This window comes from Pseudomonas citronellolis (assembly GCF_001586155.1).
Classification (GTDB): domain Bacteria; phylum Pseudomonadota; class Gammaproteobacteria; order Pseudomonadales; family Pseudomonadaceae; genus Pseudomonas; species Pseudomonas citronellolis.
The window spans coordinates 1,698,624-1,724,136 of record NZ_CP014158.1 but is presented as its reverse complement, the minus strand read 5'-3'; the positions used below and the strand labels follow the sequence as shown (position 1 = coordinate 1,724,136).

19 protein-coding genes and 4 tRNA genes are annotated in these 25,513 nt (G+C 67.5%); 3 read left to right on the top strand and 20 right to left on the bottom strand.

The window, feature by feature from the left end; genetic code table 11:
• Positions 1-43 precede the first annotated feature (43 nt).
• Positions 44-793 carry a flagellar brake protein gene (locus PcP3B5_RS07840; protein WP_145923858.1) on the top strand — a complete coding sequence of 250 codons (750 nt, stop codon included), beginning with the start codon at positions 44-46 and terminating at the stop codon, positions 791-793.
• An 18-nt stretch (positions 794-811) separates the two neighbouring features.
• Here the strand turns inward: PcP3B5_RS07840 and PcP3B5_RS07835 are convergent, their stop codons facing one another.
• From PcP3B5_RS07835 to phnN, 11 genes are all read right to left on the bottom strand, one after another.
• On the bottom strand, positions 812-2,143 hold the full coding sequence (locus tag PcP3B5_RS07835) for an MFS transporter (protein ID WP_009620814.1): 1,332 nt from the start codon (positions 2,141-2,143) through the stop codon (positions 812-814).
• 193 nt (positions 2,144-2,336) lie between these two features.
• Entirely contained in the window at positions 2,337-3,575 is a 1,239-nt protein-coding gene (locus PcP3B5_RS07830) for a glutamine synthetase family protein (protein ID WP_162493540.1), read from the bottom strand.
• A 412-nt stretch (positions 3,576-3,987) separates the two neighbouring features.
• On the bottom strand, positions 3,988-5,601 hold the full coding sequence (locus tag PcP3B5_RS07825) for an inorganic phosphate transporter (protein ID WP_061560960.1): 1,614 nt from the start codon (positions 5,599-5,601) through the stop codon (positions 3,988-3,990).
• A 176-nt stretch (positions 5,602-5,777) separates the two neighbouring features.
• On the bottom strand, positions 5,778-6,797 hold the full coding sequence (locus tag PcP3B5_RS07820; RefSeq protein ID WP_058072097.1) for a transporter: 1,020 nt from the start codon (positions 6,795-6,797) through the stop codon (positions 5,778-5,780).
• Between the two features lie 99 nt (positions 6,798-6,896).
• On the bottom strand, positions 6,897-8,027 hold the full coding sequence (locus PcP3B5_RS07815) for a TIGR03364 family FAD-dependent oxidoreductase (RefSeq protein WP_061560959.1): 1,131 nt from the start codon (positions 8,025-8,027) through the stop codon (positions 6,897-6,899).
• A 211-nt stretch (positions 8,028-8,238) separates the two neighbouring features.
• A complete protein-coding gene (locus PcP3B5_RS07810; protein WP_061560958.1) occupies positions 8,239-9,261 on the bottom strand; it encodes a putative 2-aminoethylphosphonate ABC transporter substrate-binding protein in 1,023 nt (340 codons plus the stop codon).
• A gap of 74 nt (positions 9,262-9,335) precedes the next feature.
• Positions 9,336-11,048, bottom strand: coding sequence for a putative 2-aminoethylphosphonate ABC transporter permease subunit (locus PcP3B5_RS07805; protein WP_061560957.1), 1,713 nt, complete (start codon positions 11,046-11,048; stop codon positions 9,336-9,338).
• 1 nt (position 11,049) lies between these two features.
• Entirely contained in the window at positions 11,050-12,111 is a 1,062-nt protein-coding gene (locus tag PcP3B5_RS07800) for a putative 2-aminoethylphosphonate ABC transporter ATP-binding protein (RefSeq protein WP_061560956.1), read from the bottom strand.
• A gap of 303 nt (positions 12,112-12,414) precedes the next feature.
• Positions 12,415-13,281, bottom strand: a complete 867-nt coding sequence (locus tag PcP3B5_RS07795; protein WP_043267688.1) for a LysR substrate-binding domain-containing protein — start codon at positions 13,279-13,281, stop codon at positions 12,415-12,417.
• Between the two features lie 129 nt (positions 13,282-13,410).
• Positions 13,411-13,485, bottom strand: a tRNA-Arg gene (locus PcP3B5_RS07790).
• A gap of 122 nt (positions 13,486-13,607) precedes the next feature.
• A complete protein-coding gene (gene phnN / locus PcP3B5_RS07785) occupies positions 13,608-14,180 on the bottom strand; it encodes a phosphonate metabolism protein/1,5-bisphosphokinase (PRPP-forming) PhnN (RefSeq protein WP_043314327.1) in 573 nt (190 codons plus the stop codon).
• A gap of 451 nt (positions 14,181-14,631) precedes the next feature.
• On the opposite strand from phnN, the gene amrZ reads away from it, so the two are divergent.
• Entirely contained in the window at positions 14,632-14,961 is a 330-nt protein-coding gene (gene amrZ / locus PcP3B5_RS07780; protein ID WP_009620783.1) for a transcriptional regulator AmrZ, read from the top strand.
• 380 nt (positions 14,962-15,341) lie between these two features.
• Here amrZ and mgtE read toward each other — a convergent pair whose 3' ends face one another.
• Positions 15,342-16,784 carry a magnesium transporter gene (gene mgtE / locus PcP3B5_RS07775; protein ID WP_009620782.1) on the bottom strand — a complete coding sequence of 481 codons (1,443 nt, stop codon included), beginning with the start codon at positions 16,782-16,784 and terminating at the stop codon, positions 15,342-15,344.
• A gap of 323 nt (positions 16,785-17,107) precedes the next feature.
• On the opposite strand from mgtE, the gene PcP3B5_RS07770 reads away from it, so the two are divergent.
• Complete coding sequence (locus PcP3B5_RS07770; RefSeq protein WP_237143075.1) at positions 17,108-17,617, top strand: outer membrane protein assembly factor BamE; 510 nt, start codon at positions 17,108-17,110, stop codon at positions 17,615-17,617.
• A gap of 73 nt (positions 17,618-17,690) precedes the next feature.
• Here the strand turns inward: PcP3B5_RS07770 and PcP3B5_RS07765 are convergent.
• The 8 genes from PcP3B5_RS07765 to astE form a co-directional block, all read right to left on the bottom strand.
• Positions 17,691-17,767, bottom strand: a tRNA-Arg gene (locus PcP3B5_RS07765).
• Between the two features lie 101 nt (positions 17,768-17,868).
• Positions 17,869-17,945 (bottom strand) — tRNA-Arg (locus PcP3B5_RS07760).
• Between the two features lie 109 nt (positions 17,946-18,054).
• Positions 18,055-18,145 (bottom strand) — tRNA-Ser (locus tag PcP3B5_RS07755).
• Between the two features lie 61 nt (positions 18,146-18,206).
• Positions 18,207-18,392, bottom strand: coding sequence for a carbon storage regulator CsrA (csrA, locus tag PcP3B5_RS07750; protein ID WP_003085981.1), 186 nt, complete (start codon positions 18,390-18,392; stop codon positions 18,207-18,209).
• A gap of 186 nt (positions 18,393-18,578) precedes the next feature.
• On the bottom strand, positions 18,579-19,814 hold the full coding sequence (locus tag PcP3B5_RS07745) for an aspartate kinase (RefSeq protein WP_009620772.1): 1,236 nt from the start codon (positions 19,812-19,814) through the stop codon (positions 18,579-18,581).
• Between the two features lie 100 nt (positions 19,815-19,914).
• On the bottom strand, positions 19,915-22,539 hold the full coding sequence (alaS, locus tag PcP3B5_RS07740) for an alanine--tRNA ligase (RefSeq protein WP_043314242.1): 2,625 nt from the start codon (positions 22,537-22,539) through the stop codon (positions 19,915-19,917).
• Positions 22,540-22,660: 121 nt separating this feature from the next.
• The gene (gene ltaE / locus PcP3B5_RS07735) at positions 22,661-23,665 is read right to left on the bottom strand and encodes a low-specificity L-threonine aldolase (protein ID WP_061560955.1); all 1,005 of its coding nucleotides are present in this window, start codon (positions 23,663-23,665) and stop codon (positions 22,661-22,663) included.
• 809 nt (positions 23,666-24,474) lie between these two features.
• Positions 24,475-25,473, bottom strand: a complete 999-nt coding sequence (gene astE, locus PcP3B5_RS07730; RefSeq protein WP_061560954.1) for a succinylglutamate desuccinylase — start codon at positions 25,471-25,473, stop codon at positions 24,475-24,477.
• Positions 25,474-25,513: the final 40 nt, after the last annotated feature.

Below are 25,513 nucleotides of genomic sequence, written 5' to 3'. Positions count from 1 at the left end.
AAAGAAAATTCCCACAATAAATACATCTGGAGATCGTAGGACAGTGGCAAGCCCGTTCGCCGAGGAAAATGGCCCGCAACCGCCGAAAACGCTCAAGGCGGCCGTGGAGATCCAGGCCAACCTGCGAATCCTGATGGATAGCCATGACCCGCTGGTGATCAGCTTCGCCGAGCGCAACCAGCGCTTCCAGAGCTTCGTCGTCGCGGTGGACCGCGAACGCAACCGGGTAGCCCTGGACGAACTGATCCCCAATGACGGCGAGCGTTTCCTGCAGAATGGCGAGAACTTCCGCATCGAAGCCTTCCACGAAGGCGTGCGGATCGCCTGGGAATGCCAGCAGGCCGCGCAGTTCAGCGAACTCGACGGCGCCCGCTGCTACTGGCTGCCGATGCCCGCCGAGATGCTCTACCACCAGCGCCGCAACGCCTACCGCGCGCCTCTCAAGCAGACCCAGCCGGTCGCCGTGGAACTGGCCGGCGACAAGCTCAAGGCCGCGCTGAGCGGCAACCTGCTGGACATCTCCGCCACCGGCTGCAAGGTGCGCTTCGCCGGCGACGTGCATGAGCGCCTGCAACCCGGCCAGCTCTACGAGCGCTTCACCGCCCGCCTGCCGTTCGGCGCCATCACCGTGGAAGTGGAACTGCGCCACGTGCACTTCGACGAGAAGGTCAACACCAGCTTCGCCGGCCTGCGCTTCAACCGCCTGAGCGGCCTGGAGCAGCGCCACATCGAGCGCTTCGTCTACCAGCTGCAGCGCGAAGCGCGGCGCTTCGAGAAGGACGAGCTGTTCTAGCACCCGCCCTTCCCCGCCCTACCCCGGCCGGCTTTCCTCTTCCGCCTCGGGCACGCCGGCTGCCTCCGGCACCGCGGGCGCTGGCGCCGGGGTGGTCTTCATCTGTTCTTCCACCGTTTCGTCGGCCACCCGCGGGTCGAGCGCCGCCGACAGCGGCGAGCTGGCCAGGCTGTCGGCCATGGGCACGTGCTTCACCGGCGCCTCGTCGACACGGTGCAGACCGGTGACCTTCTCCGGGCGCACGCGCCAGATGACGATCAGCGCGCAGGTCGCGGCGAAGGCATAGAGCATGTTCGGGCCGAAGGCACGCATCAGCGCTCCGGTCGCCAGCGGGCCGACGCAGGCGCCGACGCCGAAGGTGACCAGCAGCATGGCAGTCAGCGATACCCGCCGCTCGCCCTCGACATGGTCGTTGGAGAAGGCCACCGCCAGCGGGTAGAGGGTGAACTGCACCAGGCAGACCATGAAGCCCATCGGCACCATGGCCTCCATCGGCAGCGACGGCAGCACCGCCAGCGGCAAGGCGAACACCAGCAGCAGGATGCCGGCGCTGCGGATCAGCAGCGCGCGGTCGTAGCGGTCCGACAGCCAGCCCAGCGGCCACTGCACCAGCAAGCCGGCGAAGATGCACACGCCCATGAACACGCCGATCTGCTCGACGCTCAGGCCCTGCTCGGTGGCGTACAGCGGCGCCAGGCCGTAGAAGGAACCGATCACCAGCCCGGAGACCAGCACCGTGGTCAGCGACTGCGGCACCCGCTGGATGAAGAAGCGCGGCTCCAGCGGAGCCGGGTGCAGGGGCGCGGGGTGGACCTTGTGGGTGATGGACACAGGGATCAGCGACAGGGCGAAGGCCAGCGCGATCATCATCGGCAGGTCCGGGCCCAGCCCCGGGTGCGCCACCAGGATCAGCTGGCCGGCCACCAGGCCCAGGTAGGAGGCCACCATGTAGCCGGCGAACACCGCGCCGCGCTGGCGCGCCTCGGCCTGCTCGTTGAGCCAGCTCTCGATGACCATGTACTGGCACATCATGCCCAGGCCGATGAGCGTGCGCAGCAGCAGCCAGATCGCCGGCCAGCTGGTCAGGCCGATGCCCAGCACCGCCGCCACCACCAGGCCGCCGCAGGCGACGTAGGCGCGGATGTGGCCGACGCGGGCGATCAGCCGGTGGCCGATCTTGCCGCCCAGCACCAGGCCCAGGTAATAGGCCGCCATCATGGCGCCGATCCACAGGCCGTCAACCTTCTCGGCGGCCAGGCGCAGGCCCAGGTAGGTACTCAGCAGGCCGGAGCCGGTGAGCAGGGTGAGGGTGGCGAAGTAAAGCGCACGGAAGGCAGTGAAAATCCGCATCGGACCTCCGGTCCAAGACGGGCGGCAGGACGCCGCCGTACTACACGAAGCACGCCCGCGCGAAGGCGGGCGTTCGCTACCAGCCTAGAGCCTGCCGCAAGGCGCGTCGAGCCCTTTGACGGGTACGCAAAGAAAGGCGTCGTCCACGGCAAAGCCGGCGGTCGGAACCCGCCGTGGCGGGCTCCGCTCGGCCTCAGGCCTGGGCGGCCAGCACCCGGCGTTCCCAGGGGGTGATTTCGTCGAAGAAGCTGGTCAGTTCCAGCTCCTTGCTGGCCACGTAGCCGTCGACGAATTCGGCGCCGAACATCCGCCGCGCCAGCTCGCTGCGCTTCAGGCGGCGCAAGGCGTCGTACATGGTGCAGGGCAGCAGCAGTTCGTCCGGCACCTCGAACTCGCCCTGGATGGCTGCGCTGGGCTCCAGCTCGTTGTCGATGCCGTGCAGGCCGGCGGCCAGGCTGGCGGCGATGGCCAGGTAGGGGTTGGCGTCGGCGCCCGCCAGACGGTTCTCCACCCGCCGCGCCACCGGCGGGCTGGCCGGGATGCGCAGGCCGGCGGCGCGGTTGTCGTGGGACCAGCAGGCGTTGTTCGGCGAGGCGTAGGGGTGGCACAGGCGCTGGAACGAGTTGACGTTGGGCGCGAACAGCAGGGTGAAGTCGGCCAGGCAGGCCTGCAGGCCGCCGATGAAATGCCGGAAGGCCGGCGTGGCCTCGCCCTCGGCGTCGCTGAAGATGTTGCGGCCCTCGCCGTCCACCACGCTCTGGTGGATGTGCATGGAGCTGCCCGGGGTGTGCGCCAGCGGCTTGGCCATGCACACGACGAGCAGGCCGTGCTTGAGCGCCACTTCCTTGAGCAGGTGCTTGAACAGGAAGGTCTGGTCGGCCAGCAGCACCGGGTCGCCGTGCAGGAAGTTGATCTCGAACTGGCTGGTGCCCATCTCGTGCATGAAGGTGTCGCGCTCCAGCCCCACCGCGGCCATGCAGCGGTAGACGTCCTCGAAGAACGGACGCAGGCCGTTGTTGGACGACACGCTGAACGCCGAATGGCCCATCTCGCGGCGGCCGTCCAGGCCCAGCGGCGGCTGGAACGGCTGTTGCGGGTCCGGGTTGGGGGCGAAGACGAAGAATTCCAGCTCGGTGGCCACCACCGGTTGCCAGCCATGTTCGGCATAGCGCGCCACCACCTGCTTGAGCAGGCCGCGGCTGGACAGGCCGGAGGGCTGGCCGTCCAGCTCCACCGCGTCGCAGATGGCCAGGGCGCGCGGGCTGTCGCTCCAGGGCAGGCGATGGACCTGGGTGGGCTCGGCGACCAGGGCCAGGTCGCCGTCGTCGCTGCCGTAGAAGCGCGCCGGCGGGTAGCCGCCCATGATGCACTGCAGCAGCACGCCGCGGGCCAGCTGCAGGCGCCGCCCGGAAAGGAAGCCCTCGCCGGTCATCACCTTGCCGCGCGGCACCCCGTTGAGGTCGGGGGTGACGCATTCGATCTCTTCGACTCCAGCCAGGCGCTCGGCGAGCGGGCTGCGTCCTTCGCTAGTCATGACTTCTTATCCTTGTAATACGGCCGCACACAAGCTGTGCGACCTGTACAAAATACGCACCGGTCGTTCGATATTTCAAGCAGGTGGATGAAGGGAATTTCCGTACGCCACCGTAGTGTGCCGACTGCGCCGAGGCGCTCTTCGTAGGATGGGTTGAGCTTGCGAAACCCATCGGGCCATGGTGATGGGTATCGCTTCGCTCAACCCATCCTACGGGGCTGCCCCGCCCGCTCCTACGGGGTACGCCACACACCGCGCCCATGAACGAAAACGCCGCCCCAGGGGGCGGCGCTTCGAACCTGGCGATCCGTCAGAACAGCTTGGTGAACAGCCAGTACAGCGAGCCGGACAGCACGATGGCCGCCGGCAGCGTCAGCACCCAGGCCATCAGCAGGTTGCGGATGGTGCGCATCTGCAGGCCCGAGCCGTTGGCCGCCATGGTCCCGGCCACGCCGGAGGACAGCACGTGGGTGGTGGACACCGGCAGGCCGTACATGTCCGCCGCGCCTATGGTGAGCATCGCCACCACCTCGGCCGAGGCGCCCTGGGCGTAGGTCAGGTGGCTCTTGCCGATCTTCTCGCCGACGGTCACCACGATGCGCTTCCAGCCGACCATGGTGCCCAGGCCGAGGGCGATGGCCACGGCGATCTTCACCCACAGCGGGATGAAGCGGGTGGCGTCGTCGATCTTGCCCTTGAAGGCCATCAGCCGCGCCTGGGTATCGGCGTCGAAGTCGCCGGCCTTGTCCTTGTCCAGCACGCGGATGGTCTCGGAAGCCAGGTACATGTCGTTGCGCACGTTGGCCATGGCCTCGGCGGGCACCTTGGCCAGGCTGCCGTAGCTCTTCACCTCGGCGCCGATGCTGCCGGTCAGCGCGGCCAGCGAGGGCACCACGGCCGGCTTCACTTCATGGGTGCGGATGTATTCCGAGAGCACCGGGCGCGGGTCGGCCGGCGCCGAGCCCTGGGCGCTGCGTTGCAGGCCCTGCTGGGTGGCCTCGGCGAGGACCACGAAGGCGGTGGTCTGGTCGGCCGGGATGGCGCGGTTCAGCGCGTAGGCCATGGGCACGGTGCCGATCAGGATCAGCATGATCAGGCCCATGCCCTTCTGCCCGTCGTTGGAGCCGTGGGCGAAGGACACCCCGGTGCAGGTCAGCACCAGCAGCCCGCGGATCCACCACGGCGGCGGCGCCTTGGCCTTGGGCGCCTTGTACAGCGCGCGGTTCTTCACCAACAGGCGCAGGGCCAGCAGCAACAGCGCCGAGCAGGCGAAGCCGATCAGCGGCGAGAGCAGCAGCGAGTAGCCGACCTTGGTCGCCTGCGCCCAGTCCACGCCGCTGGTGCCGTCGCGGCCGTGCATCAGCGCATTGGCCACGCCGACGCCGATGATCGAGCCGATCAGAGTGTGCGAGGACGACGCCGGCAGGCCCAGCCACCAGGTGCCGAGGTTCCACAGGATGGCGGCGATCAGCAGGGCGAAGACCATGGCGAAGCCGGCCGAGGAGCCGACCTGCAGGATCAGCTCCACCGGCAGCAGGGCGATGATGCCGAAGGCCACCGCGCCGCTGGAGAGCAGCACGCCGAGGAAGTTGAAGCAGCCGGACCAGACCACCGCGAAGTGCGGCGGCAGCGAATGGGTATAGATGACGGTGGCCACGGCGTTGGCGGTGTCGTGGAAGCCGTTGACGAACTCGAACCCCAGGGCGATCAGCAGGGCCACGCCGAGCAGCAGGAAAGGCGTCCAGGTGGTGACCGCGCTGGCCACCTCGTCGACGTCATGGACCAGGCTCCAGGCGGAGAACAGCAGGCCGACGGCCAGCAATGCATAGAACGCCAGGGCGGTGAGACGGCCGGGCTTGCTGTCCAGGTGCGGACGGCCTTCGAGAACGGCGGCGCCGTCCCTGGCCAGGGTTTCGCTAGTCATGCGGGAATCCGGTTGCGGGAGATGACCGCGCCAGCATGACGGGCAAGTGTGACAATTTATGTCTAGGAGGCCGAGAGCATCCCTGGCGTAGGGCGTATAACCGTTCGCGGTTATACGCCGCCTCACCCTCCTCATCGACCACGCCCTGGCCGCGCCGGTGTCAGCCGCGTGACAGTTCAGGCGTCGTTGCGCTTGCGGAAGGCCCAGCGCCAGGCCAGCAGGGTGAAGCTGGCCACCAGCATCACCAGCAGCCAGAAACCATGGGGGTTCTCCGCCAGGGGAATGCCGCCGACGTTCATGCCGAAGAAGCCGGCGACTATGTTGATCGGCAGCGCCAGCACCGTGACCACCGTCAGGGTGAACAGGGTGCGGTTGCTCTGCTCGTTGAGCTGCGCGGCGATCTCTTCCTGCAGCAGCTTGATGCGCTCGCCCAGGGAGGTGAGGTCGCTGATCACCAGGGAGAATTCCTCGGTGGCCTCGCGCAGGTCGCGCACGTCGGCCTCCTGCAGCCAGTCCGGCGGGCGGTTGAGCAGCCGCAGCAGCGAGCCCGGTTCCAGCGCCAGCAAGCGCTGCAGGCGCACCAGCACGCGGCGCATGGCGCCCAGGTCGGCGCGGTTGTCGGAGAGGTTCTGCGACAGCAGGCGGTCCTCGATGCGGTCCACGCCCACGGTGGTCTCGCGGACGATCTGGGTGAGGATGTCGCCCTGGTCGCGCAGCAGATGCACCAGCAGCTCCAGCGGCGAGCGGAAGCACTCGCCGTGCTTGACCGAGGAGCGCAGGCGGTCCACCGAGCGCAGCGGCTGCATGCGCGCGGTCACCAGCAGGCGGCGGCGCGCGCAGACCCACAGGGTGGCCACGTCCGAGGAGACGCTGCCGAAGTTGAACACCACGTCGTTGACCACCGCCAGCAGCGCCGCGTCGACGTGCTCGATGCGCGTGGAGCGCGAGCCCTCGCGCAGGGTCTCGAAGAAGGTTTCGGGCAGCTCCAGGTGGCTCTTCATCCAGCGCTCGCAGGCGGCGTGGGCGAGGTTCAGGTGCAGCCAGACGAAGTCTTCGCCCTCCCCCGGCGCCTCCAGCCAGCGCAGCGCGGCGCTGGAATCCAGTTCCTGGCCGCGCTGCCCGGGATGGAAGCGGAAGCCGTAGAGCAACCCGAACAGGTCGGAATCCCAGGGGGCCTGGGTGAAACGTTGGTTCATGCGCGCTCGCTGAATGTGGCATCGCCCTGGGCCGGGCCGGCGACCTTCCTGCTTAGCAGGCCGGCATGACGTTCCGGTGACAAGGCAATGACAGGTGCCTCAGCCGAACAGCCCGGCGAGGGTCCGCTCGCCCAGCGCCGGCCCCACGCTCATGCCCACGCCGGTGTGCATCAGCACCGCGCTGATGCCCGCCTCCACCTGCAGCACCGAGAACGGCGCCGGGCCGCGCGCGCCGTACACGCCCTGCCAGCGCTCGACCACCTCGACGCGCATGCCCAGGGTGTCCTCGGCCAGGTCGAGCAGCAGGCGGTCCACCGCTTCGGCGTTGAAGGGCGCGGCATCGCTGCCGTAGTCGTGGGAATCGCCGATGATCAGCTCGCCGTAGGGCGTAGGGCTGATCAGCAGGTGGATGCCGTGGCGCTCCAGCGCCGGCGTCTCGCGGCGGATCTGCTCATGGATCGCCTGGGCCTGCGGCAGATCGGCGAAGGCGCCGTAGTGCACGCAGCTCAGGCCGGTCAGCAGCGCGTGGCCCAGGCCCAGGTCGCGCTCGGGACGGGCGCGGAGCATCTGCAGGCGGCATACCTGCGGCTTCAGCGCGGCCAGTTGCTCGGCCAGCAGGGTCTGGTAGTCGTGGCCGGAGCAGACCAGGATCTGCCCGGCGCGGAACTGGCCGGCAGTGGTGCGCAGCAGGCCCGGCTCGATGTCGCGCACCAGGGTGGAGAAGTGGAATTCCACCTTCAGCTCGCGGCGCAGCCAGTCGATCAACGCCGGCAGCGCCTCGCGGGAATACAGCTGCTGGTCGTCGAGGCTGTGCAGGGCCGCGCGGTGCTTGCTGAAAGCGCCGTCGTAGAGCGCATCCAGAGCCTTGCCGCGGAGCAGTTCGGCGCGGTAGCCGTGTTCCCTGGCGCGGCCGGCGCAGAAGGCTTCCAGCAGGTCTTCCTCGGCCTCGCTGCGGGCGAACAGCAGCGAGCCGTTGCTGCGGATGGCGAAGCCGGCGCGCTCGGCCCATTCGGCCCACAGCGGGCGGCTGGCGCGGGCCAGGTCGAGCATGACGCCCGGCGGCTGGCCGCCGACCAGGGCCTGGCCGAAGTTGCGGATGGAGGCGCCGAGCGGCGTGGCGCTGCGTTCGAAGACGCGCACGCGCAGGCCGCGGCGGGCGGCGGCATAGGCGTGGGACAGGCCGAGGATGCCGGCGCCGATGATGGCGATGTCGGTGTTTTGTTGGGTCATGGGTGGATTCCTGGGATCGAAGAGCCCCTCTCCCCAACCCTCTCCCTGAAGGGAGAGGGGGCTGTTCGGTGCGTGGATCGGCATCGGAGCCCGCCTGGAACCTCAGGATGAACTCGGTGATGGCAACCAGTGCAGAGGAGGGTTCCCTCTCCCTTCAGGGCGGGGCGCGCAGTCGAGGGCTAGGGAGAGGGTGCTCTGCTCTGCTTCGCGCTTACTGCTGCGCCACCTTCTCCGACTTGCCGTCATAGCGCTTGCGCCATTCGGCCAGGATGGCGTCGCGGTTCTTCGAGGCCCAGGCGAAGTCGTTCTTGATCAGGCGCTGCTCGTAGTCCGCCGGCAGTTCGGTCTGCGGCTTGGCGATGCCCGGCTGGGCGAGCACGGCGAAGTTCTCCTTGTACAGCTCCATGGCCGCGGGGCTTGCGGAGAAGTCGGCGAGTTTCTTCGCCGCATCCAGGTGCTGGGTGCCTTTGACGATGCCGGTGGCTTCGATTTCCCAGCCCAGGCCTTCCTTGGGCAGCACTATGTCCAGCGGCGCGCCCTGGCGCTTGAGCTGCACGGCCGGGTACTCGAAGGAGATGCCGATCGGGAACTCGCCGGCGGCGGCCAGCTTGCACGGCTTGGAGCCGGAGTGGACGTACTGGCCGATGTTCTCGTGCAGGGCGTCCATGTAGGCCCAGCCCTGTTTCTCGCCGAAGGTCTGCAGCCAGGCGGAGACGTCGAGGAAGCCGGTGCCGGAGGACGCCGGGTTGGGCATGACGATCTTGCCCTTGTACTCAGGCTTGGTCAGGTCCTGCCAGCTGATGGGCTTCGACAGGCCCTGCTTCTCGGCTTCCACGCTGTTGAAACAGATGGTCGCGGCCCACACGTCCATGCCCACCCAGGCCGGCGGGTTGGCCGGGTCGCGATAGTTCTTGCCGATGGCGGCCAGGTCCTGGGGCGCGTACTTCTCCAGCATGTTCTGCGCATCGAGAATGGCCAGGCTGGAGGCGGCCAGGCCCCAGACCACGTCGGCCTGCGGGCGGTCCTTCTCGGCCAGCAGCTTGGCGGTGACGATGCCGGTGGAGTCACGCACCCACTTGATCTCGATGTCCGGGTTCTGCTTCTCGAAGGCTTCCTTGTAGGCCTTCAGCTGTTCCGGCTCCAGGGCGGTGTAGACGGTCAGTTCGGTGGCGGCGCTGGCGTGCAGGCTGAAACCGGCGAGCACGGCGGCGGCGAGGGCGAGGCGTTTGAACATGGTGCGCTCCTTCTGTTTATTGGGCCCCCGCGTTCGCGGGGGTGACGGTCAGGTGCAACGTGGGTCGAGGGGAATCAGTGGCCGCTCCGGCGCCAGGCCTGGGACCGGCGCAGCAGGCCGCGCGAGGCCAGGGCCAGGACGAGCGAGGCGGCCGCCGAGGTGAGCAGGATCAGCGTGGACATGGCGGCGGCGCCGCCGACGTTGCCGGCGTCGTCCATGTTCAGCACGGCGACGGCGGCGAGGATGCTGTCCGGGCTGTAGAGGAAGATCGCCGCCGACACCGTGGTCATCGCCGAGACGAACAGGTAGCGGACGATGTCCAGCAGCGCCGGCAGGCAGATCGGCAGGGTCACCTTCAGGTAGTGGCGCCACAGCGGCATCTTCAGCGACAGCGCGGCGGCCTCGAACTCGCCGTCGAGCTGGCGCAGCGCGGTGGTGGCGGTCATCTGCGCAGTGGTCAGGTAGTGCGCGATGGTGCACACCACCAGCAGGGTCATGCTGCCGTAGAGCACGTGCAGCGGGTTGCCCGGCAGGTTGAAGAAGAACACGTAGCCCAGGCCCAGGACCAAGCCCGGCACCGCCATGGGCACAAAGCAGAACATGCGCAGCAGCTGGTTCAGCCAGGCCTGCTCGCGGGTCTTCTCGATCAGGTAGGCGCCGGTGAAGATCAGCGCACTGCCGAACAGCGCGGTGCAGCAGGCCAGGGTCAGGCTGTTGCGGTAGGCCAGCCAGCCGCCGCCGGCGGTTTCCTCGAAGGCGTAGTGGCGCAGCGACAACGACAGGTTGTACGGCCAGAACTTCACCAGCGAGGAATACACGGCCATGCCCAGCACGCCGAGGATCACCGCGCTGACCAGCAGCACCAGCGCCAGGTAGGCGCCATCGCGGTGGCGCGAGGGCTTGGGCTGGTAGACCTGGGCGCGGCCGCTCATGGAGTCGCCCTGGCGGCGGCGCAGCCAGGCGTCCACCGCGAAGCTCAACAGCGCCGGCAGCAGCAGGAGCATGCCGATCTGCGCGCCGCGGCCGAACTGCTGCTGGCCGACCACTGCCTTGTAGGCTTCCAGCGCCAGCACCTGGTAGTCGCCGCCGACCACCACGGGCACGCCGAAGTCGGTGATGGTCAGGGTGAACACCAGGCAGAAGGCGGCGAACACGCCCTGCCGCGAGGCCGGCCAGGTGATGCTGCGGAACGCCTTCCAGGGGCTGGCGCCCATGCTGGAGGCGGCGTCGAACAGCCGCGCGTCGGCCAGCGACAGCGCCGAAAGCAGGATCATCAGCGCGTGGGGGAAGGTGTAGATGGCCTCGCCCAGGACGATGCCCCAGAAGCCGTAGATGTTGTCCGGCACCCAACTGCGCAGCAGGCCCTGGTTGCCGAACAGGTAGATCAGCGCGATGCCCGGCAGCATCGATGGCGCCAGCAGCGGCAGCAGGGAAATGCCGCGCCACAGGCCCTTGGCCGGGATCAGCGTGCGCTGCAGGGCGTAGGCGAAGCCATAGGCCAGCGGCACCACGATGGCCGCCACGCTCAGCGAGACCTTCAGGCTATTGCCCAGCAGCCAGTGGAAGTTGGCGCTGGCCAGCAGCTCGGCCATGGCCGCCAGGCCACCGCCCTGCCCTTCGGCGCCGCTGAAGCCGCGCCAGAAGATGGCCAGCAGCGGCAGCAGCACGGCCAGGGCCAGCAGGACGAGCAGCAACAGCTTTCCACCAAGGATGAACAGGCGGTCGCCGAGGTCGCCGCGCAACTTGCCGGCGGCCAGGGCCGGGTCGAGTTTCACTGCGGCATCCATCTCAGGCGAACACCTGCAGGCTCTGCGGCGGCAGCGAGACCCAGATGTCCGCGCTGCCCAGGCGCGGCATCTGCTCCGGGGCCAGCTCGGCCAGCAGCGCGTGGCCGGGCAGCTCGTGCAGTTCGAAGCTCATGCGGCAGCGGTTGCCGAGGAAGGTGATCTCGCGGACCTGGGCGCGGAACAGGTTCTCCTGGTGCACCACCGGGTTGATGCCGATCGCCTCCGGGCGGCAGAACAGCCGGCCGCGCGTGGCGTTGGCGCGCTCGCCATGCAGGCGCAGACTCAGGCCGCCGACCCGCGCCAGGCCGTCGGCTCCGCGCTCGAAGGGCAGCCAGTTGCCCTGGCCGACGAACTCGGCGACGAAGGGCGTGGCCGGGGCGCTGTAGATGTCCTGGGCGCTGCCGTACTGCTCGACCTTGCCGTGGTTCATCACGGCGATGCGGTCGGCCATCAGCATGGCCTCGTCCTGGTTGTGGGTGACCATCAGGGTGGTGATGCCCAGGCTCTTCTGCAGCTGGCGCAGCTCGCCGCACAGGTGCTCGCGCACCCGGGCGTCCAGCGCCGACATGGGCTCGTCGAGCAGCAGCAGCGACGGCGCCGGGGCCAGCGCGCGGGCCATGGCCACGCGCTGCTGCTGGCCGCCGGAGAGCTGGCCGGGGTACTTCTTCTCGCTGCCGGCCAGGCCGACCAGTTCGAGCATCTCGCCCACCCGCTGGCGCGCTTCCTCGCGGCTGGCGCCGGTCAGGCCGTAGGCGACGTTCTGCTCGACGCTGAGATTGGGGAACAGCGCGTAGGACTGGAACAGGATGCCGTAGTCGCGGGCCTGGGGCGGCAGGCGCGAGACGTCGCGCTCGCCGATATGGATGATGCCGCCGTCCTGGCGCTCCAGCCCGGCGATGCAGCGCAGCAGCGTGGTCTTGCCGCAGCCGGAGGGGCCGAGCAGGCAGACCAGCTCGCCGCCCTCGATATCCAGCGAAACGCCGTCGAGGGCGGCGAAGTGGCCGAAGCGCTTGTGCATGTCGCGCACCCGCAGCGGGGTGCCGGTGGGGAGGGAATCGTGCATGGCGGAACCTCTTGCAGCTGGCCCGCGGCGACAGACCGCGGGGCTCGATGGAGGGCCATGCTAGGGAAGGAATGCGAAGGCTCTGTTGCGATGGGTGCAACTGCGCCGATAGAGGTATAGGCAGATTTGCGATGGCGAAAGGCTTTTTACAGGAGCGGGCCCTGCCCGCGATTTCGCGCGCAGGGCGCGCTCCTACAGGGGAATGGCGCGGGTGGCGCGGCGTAGGAGGATCTCATCCGCGAATCGCGCCGGAACGTCCGGCTATCGCGGACAAGGTCCGCGAAAAACCCTAGGCAATTGCAGCTATGGGGCGGGCGCGGTTTCCCGTGCCAGGGCCAGGAAGGCGCTGGTCAGGCGCGCCTGGCGGCGTTCCTTCAGGCAGAACAGGTATTCGTCGATCAGCGGCGCGCCCTGCAGCTCCAGCACGCGCAGTTCGGGGTTATCCGGCACTTCCTGGCGCGAAATGATGCTCACCCCGAGGTTGCGGATCACCGCCTCGCGGATCGACTCGCGGCTGCCGATCTCCAGCATCGAGGCCGGCGTCACCGCGGACTCGCGCAGCAGCTTCTCGGTCAGCTCGCGGGTGGTCGAGCCGGCCTCGCGCATCAGCAGGCAATGGTTGCGCAGCTCGCCCAGGGCCACCGAGCGCTGCGCCGCCAGCGGGTGGCTGCGGTGCACCGCCAGCACCAGCGGGTCGCGGCCGAGCACCAGGTGGATCAGCCGCGCGTCCTCCACCGGCTGCGACGAGGCCGCCAGGTCGACCCGGCATTCGTAGAGGGCCTCCAGCACCTGCTGCGAGTTGCCGATCTCCACCGACACCTCGATCTGCGGGTAGCGTTCGCGGAAGGCCTTGATCAGCCCCAGCACGTAGTAGGGCGAGGTGGCGCCGATGCGCAGGCTGCCCTGCATCTGCCCGCAGTTGCGCAGGAAGAACTCGATATCCGACTCCTGCTGCAGCAGCGCCTGGACCATGGGCAGCAGGCGCGCGCCTTCGTCGGTGAGTGTCAGGCGGCGGCCGCCGCGGTAGAACAGCTCCACGGCGTACTGGCCTTCCAGGCTGCGGATCTGCGTGGTCACCGTCGGCTGGCTGAGGCCGAGCTTCTTCGCCGCCTGGGTGATGCTGCCCAGGCGGGCCACCATATAGAAGGCCTTGAGTTCGGCGCTCAGCATCGCTCGGACCGCTCCGGGAAATGGCTCATCGCTTCTCCGTCATCGCCAGACGCCTGGATTCGACTATCGGGTATCGGCGCCAGGCGCAGTGGCAAGAAACCGGGGGCAATGAGGAAACGGCGGGAAGGATGGCGTCCCCAACTGGATTCGAACCAGTATCTAGCCCTTAGGAGGGGCTTATTCTATCCCTTGAACTATGGGGACACGCCTGGGCCCGCGGCGGCTGCCGGGACCGGGTGGGCATGTTAACCAGCGTCGACGCATTTGTCATGCCGCGGCGCGGATTTCGCACCTGCCGAGAAGGCCCGCCTGAACGAACAGCGGCCTCAGCCTGGCGTTGCCGCTGCGCTGAGCCCGGCATCCTCCAGCAGGGCCAGCAAGCTGCGCACGCTGGTCTCCAGGCTGGCGGAGTTGTCCAGCACCCGCAGCGGCGGCGCCAGGCCCTCGGCGAAGGCGGCATTGCGCGCCAGGCGCGCCTCGATCTCCGCCAGGGTTTCCCGGCCGCGGGCGACCAGGCGCTGGCGCAACACCTCGGGGGCGACCTGCAGGAGCACCGCGAGCAGGCCGGGATAGCGCCGCCGCGCTTCCTCCAGGTAGCCGCGCGAGCCGTTGACCAGCACGACGCGCCCCTGGGCCAGCCAGTGGTCGATCTGCCGCGGGATGCCGTAGCACAGGCCATTGGCCCGCCAGCTCATGGCGAAGGCGCCCTCGCGCTCCAGGCGCTCGAAGGCCTCGGGGGTCACCGCTTCGGCGTCCTCGCCGCGGGCCTCGGCGGAACGGGTGATCACCCGCCGCACGACCTGCCCGCCCCGCTCGGCCAGCGGCGCCGCCGCGGCCTGGAGCAGGCTGTCCTTGCCCGAGCCCGAAGGCCCCATCAGATAGATCAACTTGCCGCTCATGCTCATCTCTGCACCGCGCCTCCCGGGGCGCGGACGCCGCGTATGATACCCGCCCGCCGGCGCCGCGGAAGCGGGAAAATGGCCGGCCCGGCGCTGCATGGCGAGCCAGGTTGCGACATCATCCGCGCCCCTCGTGAACCATTGCCCGTGCGGGTGGTCGGATGATGGCGCAATGGCGGCCGGGACCTGGGACTTGAGCTAATCTGAGCGAATGGAGCCCATGGGCCGCGCCACCCATCGAAAGAAAGATATGCAGATAGCCTCGCATTTCGGACGATTGGTGCTGGCATTTAGCCTTCATACGACGCAAAATACGTCGCAGAATTGACGTCAAGTAATTGGTCGGCCACCTGATTACTGCCCTTGCGCTGAACGGCCAACGGATTTCGCTGTCATAGGGACTCGAACACAGACCCCCTGGCACCGTTTCCCTGACTTACAGGTTTAATGTATGCGCCCATTGAAACAGGCAACCCCAAGCTACTCCAGTCGCACCGCCGACAAGTTCGTCGTCCGTCTGCCCGAAGGCATGCGCGAGCGTATCGCCGAGGTCGCCCGCAATCACCATCGCAGCATGAACTCGGAAATCATCGCCCGCCTGGAGCAGAGCCTGCTGCAAGAGGGCGCCCTGCAGGACAATCTCGGCATCCGCCTGGACAGCCCCGAGCTGAGCCTGCACGAGCGTGAGCTGCTGCAGCGCTTCCGCCAGCTGACCCACCGCCAGCAGAATGCCCTGATCGCCCTGATCGCCCACGATGCGGAAATGGCCAGCAACGCCTGAGCCCAGCTGCACCGAAGCGCTGTTCGCTTAAACGGAAATGCCGTTTCTCCCATGGGGGAAACGGCATTTTTCATTTCCGCGCCCCATGCCCCGTCCGGCGTGGCCGGTGAATCCGATCGCGGACAAGGTCCGCTCCTACGCCCGTGCCTCCCTGAACCTTAAGCTTGCGCCGAGGTGCTCTTCGTAGGATGGGTTGAGCTTGCGAAACCCATCGAACCCTGATGATGGGTATCGCTTCGCTCAACGCCATCCTACGAAAAGCCGTGCTTCCGGGACATGCGACACGGATGGCGCGAGAGCCCCGATGCCTGCCCGCAAAAAAAACCTCCCCCGAAAACGCAAAAACCGCCCGAAGGCGGTTTCCCGTGGCCACTGCGGGCCTACATCAGGAACAGCGTGGCCAGGCCCAGGAAGATGAAGAACCCGCCGCTGTCGGTCATGGCGGTGATCATCACGCTGGATCCCATCGCCGGGTCGCGCCCCAGGCGCAGCAGCGTCATCGGAATCAGCACCCCCGCCAGCGCCGCCAGCAGCAGGTTGAGGGTCATGGCCGCGGTCATCACCACACCCAGCTCCCAGTTGCCGTACAGGTAGAAGGCCACCACGCCTATCACCCCGCCCCACACCAGGCCGTTGACCAGCGCCACGCCCAGCTCCTTGCGCAGCAGGCGCGTGGCGTTGCTGGTCTGGATCTGGTCCAGGGCGATGGCGCGGACGATCATGGTGATGGTCTGGTTGCCCGAGTTGCCGCCGATGCCGGCGACGATGGGCATCAGCGCGGCCAGCGCCACCAGCTTCTCGATGGAGCCTTCGAACAGGCCGATCACCCGCGAGGCGACGAAGGCGGTGATCAGGTTGGTGGCCAGCCAGGTCCAGCGGTTGCGCACCGACTTCCACACCGAGGCGAAGATGTCTTCCTCCTCGCGCAGACCGGCCATGTTCAGCACTTCGGTCTCGCTCTCCTCGCGGATGAGGTCGACCATCTCGTCGATGGTCAGGCGGCCGATCAGCTTGCCGTTCTTGTCCACCACCGGGGCGGAGATCAGGTCGTAGCGCTCGAACGCCTGGGCGGCGTCGTAGCCGTCCTCGTCGGGCTGGAAGGTCACCGGGTCGGTGGCCATGACCTCGGCCACCTGCTTGTCCGGGTCGTTGACCAGCAGGCGCTTGATCGGCAGCACGCCCTTGAGCAGGCCGTCGTAGTCGACCACGAACAGCTTGTCGGTATGCCCCGGCAACTCCTTCAGGCGGCGCAGGTAGCGCAGCACCACTTCCAGGCTGACGTCGTCGCGGATGGTGACCATCTCGAAGTCCATCAGCGCGCCGACTTCGTCTTCCTCGTAGGACAACGCCGAGCGCACGCGCTCGCGCTGCTGCGCATCGAGGGTTTCCATCAGCTCGTGGACGACGTCGCGCGGCAGTTCCGGCGCCAGGTCGGCGAGTTCGTCGGCGTCCATCTCCTTGGCCGCGGCGAGGATCTCGTGATCGTCCATGTCGGCGATCAGCGTCTCGCGGACGGCGTCGGATACTTCCAGGAGGATGTCGCCGTCGCGCTCGGCCTTGACCAGCTGCCAGACCGTCAGGCGGTCGCCCAGCGGCAGCGATTCGAGGATGTGGGCGATGTCGGCGGGGTGCAGGTCATCGAGCTTGCGCTGCAGCTCGGCGAGGTTCTGCCGGTGTACCAGGTTCTCGACGAGGTCCTGGTGCTGGCCCTCCTGGCGGTGCGCCAGGTCTTCGACCAGCTTGTGCTTGTTCAGCAGCTCGACCACCTGGTTCAGGCGGTCCTGCAGGCTTTCCTGCGGCTTCTTGGCTTCTACTTCGGTCATAGCACGCTCCACCCCCAGCGGCGGAGCGCGCACGGGGGCTTAAAACATCAGGTCGTGTTGAGGCAATCGGGGTTCTGGGTAACTACTGGGTAAGTCCATGGTGGTGTGCCCACGCGCCCATATCGGGCAGATAGGAGAAATGATAACACTCCGGAGTCTGTTCAGCGTTACAAAATAGCGGCTAGAACAATCGCTTGCGGCACAAAGTTGAGGGTTACTTCACTGGCTATCACAGACGCCGGAAAAACCTGTCGAGACACCCGGAAATTTCGCGGAGGCCAGGCGGGATAGGCTGCATGCAACCCTGTCACGGAGGATCGGAGATGCGCCTGTCGCCCCTGCACTGCCTGCTGCTCCCGCTGCTCGCCCTCATGCCAATGGACCGCCCCGCCGCCACGCCGTTCCGCTGCGAGACCACCGATGGCCATGTCAGCTTCCACCAGCATGGCTGCCCGCCGGGCCAGGCGCAAAGCCGGCAGCGCGCGCACAACCCGACGCCGGGCAGCGGCAGGCCGGTGCCCCTCGCCCGCCCCTCCCAGGAGAGCCGGCGCGTGCCATCCGACACGCCGCTGGTGGTGGTCGGCGAGCGCCAGGATGGCTGCGGCAACCGCCTCGACGAGCGCGAAAGACGTACCGCGATCCTGCAGAAACGCATCCGCACCGGCATGACCCGCGCGGACGTGGAAAGCGCCTTCGGCCGCCCGGACCGGATCAGCCAGTTGGATGACCGGCAGCGCTACCACTACGACGCCAGGCCCGGCCAGGGCCTGCGCACGGTGACCTTCGACGAGTTCGGCTGCGTGCAGGGCAAGGCCACACGCAAGCGGCGCTGAGCCTGGCCGGGCCGCCACGGAAAAATGCGGACAAAGAAAAAGGGCCTGCATTGCTGCAGGCCCTTTCGGTAGATGGCGCACTCAGGAGGATTCGAACCTCCGACCGCTCGGTTCGTAGCCGAGTACTCTATCCAGCTGAGCTATGAGTGCGCTGGTTGGTGCAGTTTAGCCAGGTTCACCAACTGGTGCAGCTTCTCGGGCCGAGGCCTTTCGTCGCTGCTGGCGTCCGCTTTCGCGTACCGCCTGTGTAGTGGCGCACTCAGGAGGATTCGAACCTCCGACCGCTCGGTTCGTAGCCGAGTACTCTATCCAGCTGAGCTATGAGTGCGCTGATGGGGCGCAAATTCTAGTCCGAACATTCAGACGTGTCAAACAGATTTTTCAATCTTTTCAGTAGCTTAGCTACCTGACCCGTCATTCGCAGCAGAACGTGCAAATGGCGGAGAGGGGGGGATTCGAACCCCCGACACCCTTTTGAGGTGTACTCCCTTAGCAGGGGAGCGCCTTCGGCCACTCGGCCACCTCTCCGCAACACGGGGCGCATGATATCCATGTTTTCCCCGTTTGCAAAGAATTTTTTATAGAAAAATTAATGGTTTGGTTCTTGGTCTTTCTCTTTCTGGATGCGCTGGTAGATCTCTTCGCGGTGAACAGCGACTTCCTTCGGCGCGTTCACGCCAATGCGCACCTGATTTCCCTTGACGCCCAGCACAGTCACAGTGACGTCATCACCAACCATCAGGGTCTCTCCGACCCGGCGAGTCAGAATCAGCATTCCTTTCTCCTTTCGTGTTTCGGATAAGCAGTCTGCAAAAAAAGAAATGGCGGCAGAGCCACTGAATATCAAGTGTGTGCTCCTTCACCCAAGTATTGACCAGTCCGCGCGGAATGAAAGTTCCGGCGGCCCGGTCAAAAACGACAAAAGGCGCGGGATGAGCCGCGCCTTTTGCATGATGCCCTCTTACTCGCCCTGGCGGGCCGGGGCATCCAGCTCGAAGGCAGTGTGCAAGGCGCGCACCGCGAGCTCCAGGTATTTTTCCTCGATGACCACGGACACCTTGATTTCCGAGGTGGAGATCATCTGGATGTTGATGCTCTCCTTGGCCAGCGCCTCGAACATGCGGCTGGCAACGCCGGCGTGGGAACGCATGCCGACGCCGACGATGGAGACCTTGGCGATGTTGGTGTCGCCGGTGGCTTCGCGCGCGCCGATGTTGGCGGCGGTCTGCTTGAGGATTTCCAGGGCGGCCAGGTAGTCGTTGCGGTGCACGGTGAAGGTGAAGTCGGTGGTGTTATCGTGCGAGACGTTCTGCACGATCATGTCGACTTCGATGTTCGCGGCACTGATCGGCCCGAGGATCTTGAAGGCCACCCCGGGGGTATCCGGTACGCCACGGATGGTCAGCTTGGCTTCGTCGCGGTTGAAGGCGATGCCGGAGATGATCGGCTGTTCCATGGATTCCTCTTCATCAAGGGTAATGAGGGTGCCCGGACCCTCCTGGAAGCTGTGCAGCACGCGCAGCGGAACATTGTACTTGCCGGCGAACTCCACCGAGCGGATCTGCAGCACCTTGGAGCCGAGGCTGGCCATTTCCAGCATTTCCTCGAAGGTGATCTTGTCCAGTCGGCGGGCCTGCGGCACTACGCGTGGGTCGGTGGTGTAGACGCCATCGACATCGGTATAGATCTGGCACTCGTCGGCCTTCAGCGCCGCGGCCAGGGCCACGCCGGTGGTGTCGGAGCCGCCGCGGCCGAGGGTGGTGATGCTGCCGTGCTCGTCCACGCCCTGGAAGCCGGCGACCACGACCACGCGGCCGGCCTTGAGGTCGGCGCGGATGTTGGCGTCGTCGATGCTCAGGATACGCGCCTTGGTGTGCGCGCTGTCGGTCAGGATGCGCACCTGGTTGCCGGTGTAGGAAACCGCCGGCACGCCGCGCTTGATCAGGGCCATGCTCAGCAGGGCGATGGTCACCTGCTCGCCGGTGGAGACCATGACGTCCAGTTCGCGCGGAACCGGTTGGTCCATGATCTGCTTGGCCAGGCCGATCAGGCGGTTGGTCTCGCCGCTCATGGCGGAAACCACCACCACGATATCGTCACCCGCCTCGCGGAATTTCTTCACCTTCTCGGCTACCTGCTCGATACGCTCGACGGTGCCGACGGAGGTCCCTCCAAACTTCTGTACGATCAAAGCCATTTCAAAAGCCGCCTGATTCCTGAAGGGCGCCCATTAGACAGACATCGCTGCCCCTTGCCAAGGCCCGCCGGGCGCGCCGCGGGCCTGGCCTTGCCGGTGCTTACCGGCCCTGTTCGACGAAGGCCTTGGCCAGGGCCAGGGCCTCGTCCAGCTTGCCGGCGTCGGTGCCGCCGCCCTGGGCCATGTCCGGGCGACCGCCGCCCTTGCCGCCCACGGCTGCCGCGGCCTGCTTCATCAGGTCGCCGGCCTTGAGTTTGGCGGCCAGGTCCTGGGTCACCCCGGCGACCAGCACCACTTTCTCCTCAAACACGCCGCCGAGCAGGATCACGCCGCTGCCCAGCTTGTTCTTCAACTGGTCGACCAGCGCCAGCAGCGCCTTGCCGTCCAGGCCGTCGAGACGCGCGGCCAGCACTTTCACGCCCGCCACGTCCACGGCCGAGCCGGCCAGGTCGTCGCCGGCGGCGCTGGCGGCCTTGGCCTTGAGCTGCTCCAGTTCCTTCTCCAACTGGCGGTTGCGCTCCAGCAGGCCGGCGAGCTTGTCCAGCAGGTTGTCGCGGCTGCCCTTGACCAGGCCGGCCGCTTCCTTGAGCTGCTCTTCGGCGCCATTGAGGTAGGCCAGCGCAGCCGCGCCGGTCACCGCCTCGATGCGGCGCACGCCGGCGGCCACGCCGCCTTCGCTGGTGATCTTGAACAGGCCGATGTCGCCGGTGCGGCCGACGTGGGTGCCGCCGCACAGTTCGACGGAGAAGCCGCCGCCCATGGTCAGCACGCGCACCTGGTCGCCGTACTTCTCGCCGAACAGCGCCATGGCGCCCTTGGCCTTGGCGGTGTCGATGTCGGTCTCTTCGGTTTCCACGACGCTGTTGGCGCGGATCTCGCGGTTGACGATGTCCTCCAGCTGCTTCAGTTGCTCGGGCTTGATGGCCTCGAAGTGGCTGAAGTCGAAGCGCAGGCGCTGGCTGTCCACCAGCGAGCCCTTCTGCTGCACGTGGTCGCCCAGCACCTGGCGCAGCGCGGCGTGCAGCAGGTGGGTGGCGGAGTGGTTCAGCGCGGTGGCCTGGCGCACGCTGGCATCGACCTCGGCCTTGACCGCGGCGCCGACGCTCAGGCTGCCCTGGGCGACGATGCCGTGGTGCAGGTGGGCGCCGCCGGCCTTGGTGGTGTCGCGCACGTCGAAACGCACGCCGGCGCCGGAGAGGGTGCCGCAGTCGCCGACCTGGCCGCCGGATTCGGCGTAGAACGGCGTCTGGTCGAGGACGACCACGCCCTCCTCGCCTTCATTGAGCTTCTCGACGGCCTTGCCGTCCTTGAACAGCGCGATGATCTGGCCGGCGCCGGACACGCCCTGGTAGCCCAGGAAGCGGGTGTCGCCATCGACCTTGACCAGGGCGTTGTAGTCCATGCCGAAGGCGCTGGCGGAGCGGGCACGCTCGCGCTGGGCCTCCATCTCGCGCTCGAAGCCTTCCTCGTCGAGGGTCAGGCTGCGCTCGCGGGCGATGTCGTTGGTCAGGTCCACCGGGAAGCCGTAGGTGTCGTACAGCTTGAACACCACGTTGCCGGGGATGACGCTGCCTTTCAGCTCGTTCAGGTCCTGTTCGAGGATCTTCAGGCCCTGCTCCAGGGTCTTGGCGAACTGCTCTTCCTCGGTCTTGAGCACGCGCTCGATGTGCGCCTGCTGCTGCTTCAGCTCGGGGAAGGCCTCGCCCATCTCGGCCACCAGGGCGGCGACGATCTTGTGGAAGAAGCTGCCCTTGGCGCCCAGCTTGTTGCCGTGGCGGCAGGCGCGGCGGATGATGCGGCGCAGCACGTAGCCGCGGCCCTCGTTGGACGGCAGCACGCCGTCGGCGATGAGGAAGCTGCAGGAACGGATGTGGTCGGCCACCACCTTCAGCGACGGCGCGTCGTCGTTGGCGCAGCCGATGGCTTCGGCGGAGGCTTTGAGCAGGCTCTGGAACAGGTCGATCTCGTAGTTCGAGTGGACGTGCTGCAGCACGGCGCTGATGCGCTCCAGCCCCATGCCGGTGTCCACGCTCGGCGCCGGCAGCGGGTGCATGACGCCGTCCGCGGTGCGGTTGAACTGCATGAACACGTTGTTCCAGATTTCGATGTAGCGGTCGCCGTCCTCTTCCGGGGAGCCGGGCGGGCCGCCCCAGATGTCGGCGCCGTGGTCGTAGAAGATCTCGGTGCAGGGGCCGCAGGGGCCGGTGTCGCCCATCGCCCAGAAGTTGTCGGAGGCGTAGGGGGCGCCCTTGTTGTCGCCGATGCGCACCATGCGCTCGGCGGGCACGCCGACTTCCTGGGTCCAGATGTCGTAGGCCTCGTCATCGCTGGCGTAGACGGTGACCCAGAGCTTGTCCTTGGGCAGGTTCAGCCACTTGTCCGAGGTGAGGAATTCCCAGGCGTAGTGGATGGCGTCGCGCTTGAAGTAGTCGCCGAAGCTGAAGTTGCCCAGCATTTCGAAGAAGGTGTGGTGGCGCGCGGTGTAGCCGACGTTTTCCAGGTCGTTGTGCTTGCCGCCGGCGCGGACGCACTTCTGGCTGGTGGTGGCGCGGGTGTAGGCGCGCTTTTCCAGGCCGAGGAAGCAGTCCTTGAACTGGTTCATGCCGGCGTTGGTGAACAGCAGGGTCGGGTCGTTCGCCGGAATCAGCGAACTGGACGCTACGCGGGTGTGCCCCTTCTCTTCGAAGAAGCGGAGGAAGGCTTCACGGATTTCAGCGCTTTTCATAGGTTCTTCCACGGAAAAATGCGGCCACGAATCGCCGGCAAAGGGCCGCATTATATCGGCCCTGCGCACCGGGTACAGTGTGTTTCTACGATAGATGGCAGCTATTGCGCCTCTATCCTAGTCAGTCGCGACGAAAGGCGGCGAAAGCCTCGACGATACGGGGAATGTCCGCGGTTTTCACGTCCAGGTGGGTAACCAGGCGCAGGCGCGGGGCGGCGCTGACGCGGATGCCGCGCCCGCCGAGGAAGTCGCGCAGGGCCGCGGCACGCTCGCCGAGGTCGACGTAGACCATGTTGGTCTGCACCGGCTCGACGGCGTAGCCCAGGTCCGCCAGGCCGCGGCCGAGGGTTTCGGCGTTGGCGTGGTCCTCGGCCAGGCGCTGCACCTGGTGGTCCAGGGCATACAGCCCGGCCGCCGCGAGCCCGCCGGCCTGGCGCATGCCGCCGCCGACCATCTTGCGCAGGCGCCGGGCCTTGCCGATCAGCCCGGCGCTGCCGCACAGCACCGAGCCCACCGGCGCGCCCAGGCCCTTGGACAGGCACACCGAGACGGAATCGAAGTGGCGGGTGATCTCGCCGGCGTCCACGCCCAGCCTGACCGCCGCGTTGTACAGGCGCGCGCCGTCCAGGTGCAGGGCCAGGCCACGGCGGCACGTCAGCTCGCGGGCGGCAGCCAGGTAGGCCAGCGGCAGGACCTTGCCCTGCATGGTGTTTTCCAGCGCCAGCAGGCGGGTGCGGGCGAAGTGGAAGTCGTCCTGCTTGATGGCCGCCTCGACCTTGGCCAGGTCCAGCGAGCCGTCGGCCTCGCCCTCGATGGGCTGCGGCTGGATGGAGCCGAGCACCGCGGCGCCGCCGCCTTCGTATTTATAGGTGTGGGCCTGCTGGCCGACGATGTATTCGTCGCCGCGTTCGCAATGGGCCATCAGCCCGAGCAGGTTGCTCATGGTGCCGCTGGGCACGAAGAGCCCTGCCTCGAAACCCAGGCGCTCGGCCAGGGAGGCCTCCAGGCGGTTGACGGTGGGGTCCTCGCCATACACGTCGTCGCCCAGCTCGGCCCGGGCCATGGCCTCGCGCATCCCGGCGCTGGGCAGGGTGACGGTGTCGCTGCGAAGGTCGATGACGGACATGACGGGGCTCCTGGAAAGCGGGGAAAGAGCCCGATGCTATGTGCTTGGCTGCCTGGGGACAAGGCTCGGAAGGCGGGTCTTCGCGGGCAGGGGAATGGCGTGGGTGGAACAGAGTAGGAGCGGATCTTATCCGCGAATCGCGCCGGTGATTTTGGCTATCGCGGACAAGGTCCGCTTACGATGGGAGGAATACCGTGCCTCCCGGCGACCTGTAGCGGGCCCTGCCCGCGATTTCGCGCGCAGGGCGCGCTCCTACAGGGGAATGGCGTGGGTGGGGCGGCGTAGGAGCGGATCTCATCCGCGAATCGCGCCGGGACGTCCGGCTATCGCGGACAAGGTCCGCTCCTACGATGGGAGGAATACCGTGCCTCCCGGCGACCTGTAGGAGCGGGCCCTGCCCGCGATTTCGCGCGCAGGGCGCGCTCCTACAGGGGGATGGCGTGGGTGGCGCGGCGTAGCGGATCTCATCCGCGAATCGCGCCGGGACGTCCGGCTATCGCGGACAAGGTCCGCTCCTACGATGGGAGGAATACCGTGCCTCCCGACAACCTGTAGGAGCGGGCCCTGCCCGCGATTTCGCGCGCAGGACGCGCTCCTACAGGGGGATGGCGTGGGTGGCGCGGCGTAGGAGCGGATCTCATCCGCGAATCGCGCCGGGGCGTCCGGCTATCGCGGACAAGGTCCGCTCCTACGAGGAAACTCCATGTCTCATAGCAAATTGTAGGAGCGGGCCCTGCCCGCGATTTCGCGCGCAGGGCGCGCTCCTACAGGGGAATGACCTGAGTGGGGCAGCCCCGAGCGCCAGGCGCTCAGAGTTCCGTGGGCACCACGAGAATGCCGGCGCGCAGGCCGTTCCGCACCCGCGGGTTGGGGAAGATGATGCGCGCGCCTTTCTCTTCGACTATCCAGCGGGTGCCGCCGATGTCCTCGGCGAGCAGGTAGCCATGGTCCAGCTCGGTGAAGTTGTCCACGGCGTCGTCCAGGTGCAGGCGGAAGTGGTCGCTGTGCTTGATCACCTCGCGGGACACGGCGAACAACTGCAGGCCGTCCAGCCCGCCCTCCTCCACCGGCGCCTCGCTGCCGTCGACCAGCACCTGCAGCAGCGCCTCCAGGCGGCCCAGGTTGACCACCTGGTTCTGCCCGAACGGCCGCGCCTTGCCCAGTTCCAGGGTGAAGGCCTCGGCGCCCAGGCGGCTGTAGGTGTAGGAGCTGAAGGTGATGCCGGTCTTGTTCTGCAGCAGCACCGCGTCTATCCCGGCGCTGCGCAGGCGCGCCAGCTCCGCGCGGGAGTGCTCGCGGCCCTCGCTCCAGGGGTAGAGGGCGAACTGCTCGATCTTCGAACCGCGGATCGCCGTGTGCAGGTCGTAGTGCAGGCGCTGGCGCCCGTCGCGGGCGAAGAAGGCCGCGGCCAGGCGCTCCAGCTCGGCGGCGCGCAGGGCCTCGCTGCCGCTGCCGTCCTCGTGGCGGCCGCAGAACAGGCGGTTGATATCCTGTTCCAGGTAGCGCTCGCCGCGGCGCATGGCCTCCGGGTTGCCGAGCAGGAACAGCAGGCGCGCCGCCGGCTTCAACTCGCCGCGGGCGATGCGCTGGACCAGGCGGTCGAGCAGTTCGATGGGCGCCGTCTCGTTGCCGTGGATGCCGGCCGAGAGCAGCAGGTCCAGGCCATTGTCGCGGCCGCTGGCGGGGGTCACCTCGAGGGCGCCTTCGGCCAGCCAGTGCAGGCGCGTGCCGTCGGCGGTGAGCTGGATCTTCTCGGTCGGCTCGCGACCGACGAGGGTCAGGTCGAGCAGCTTGCCCAGTGCTAGCATGCGCGGGTCTCCCGGTTGGCCGCCGGCACCTGCGGGCGGC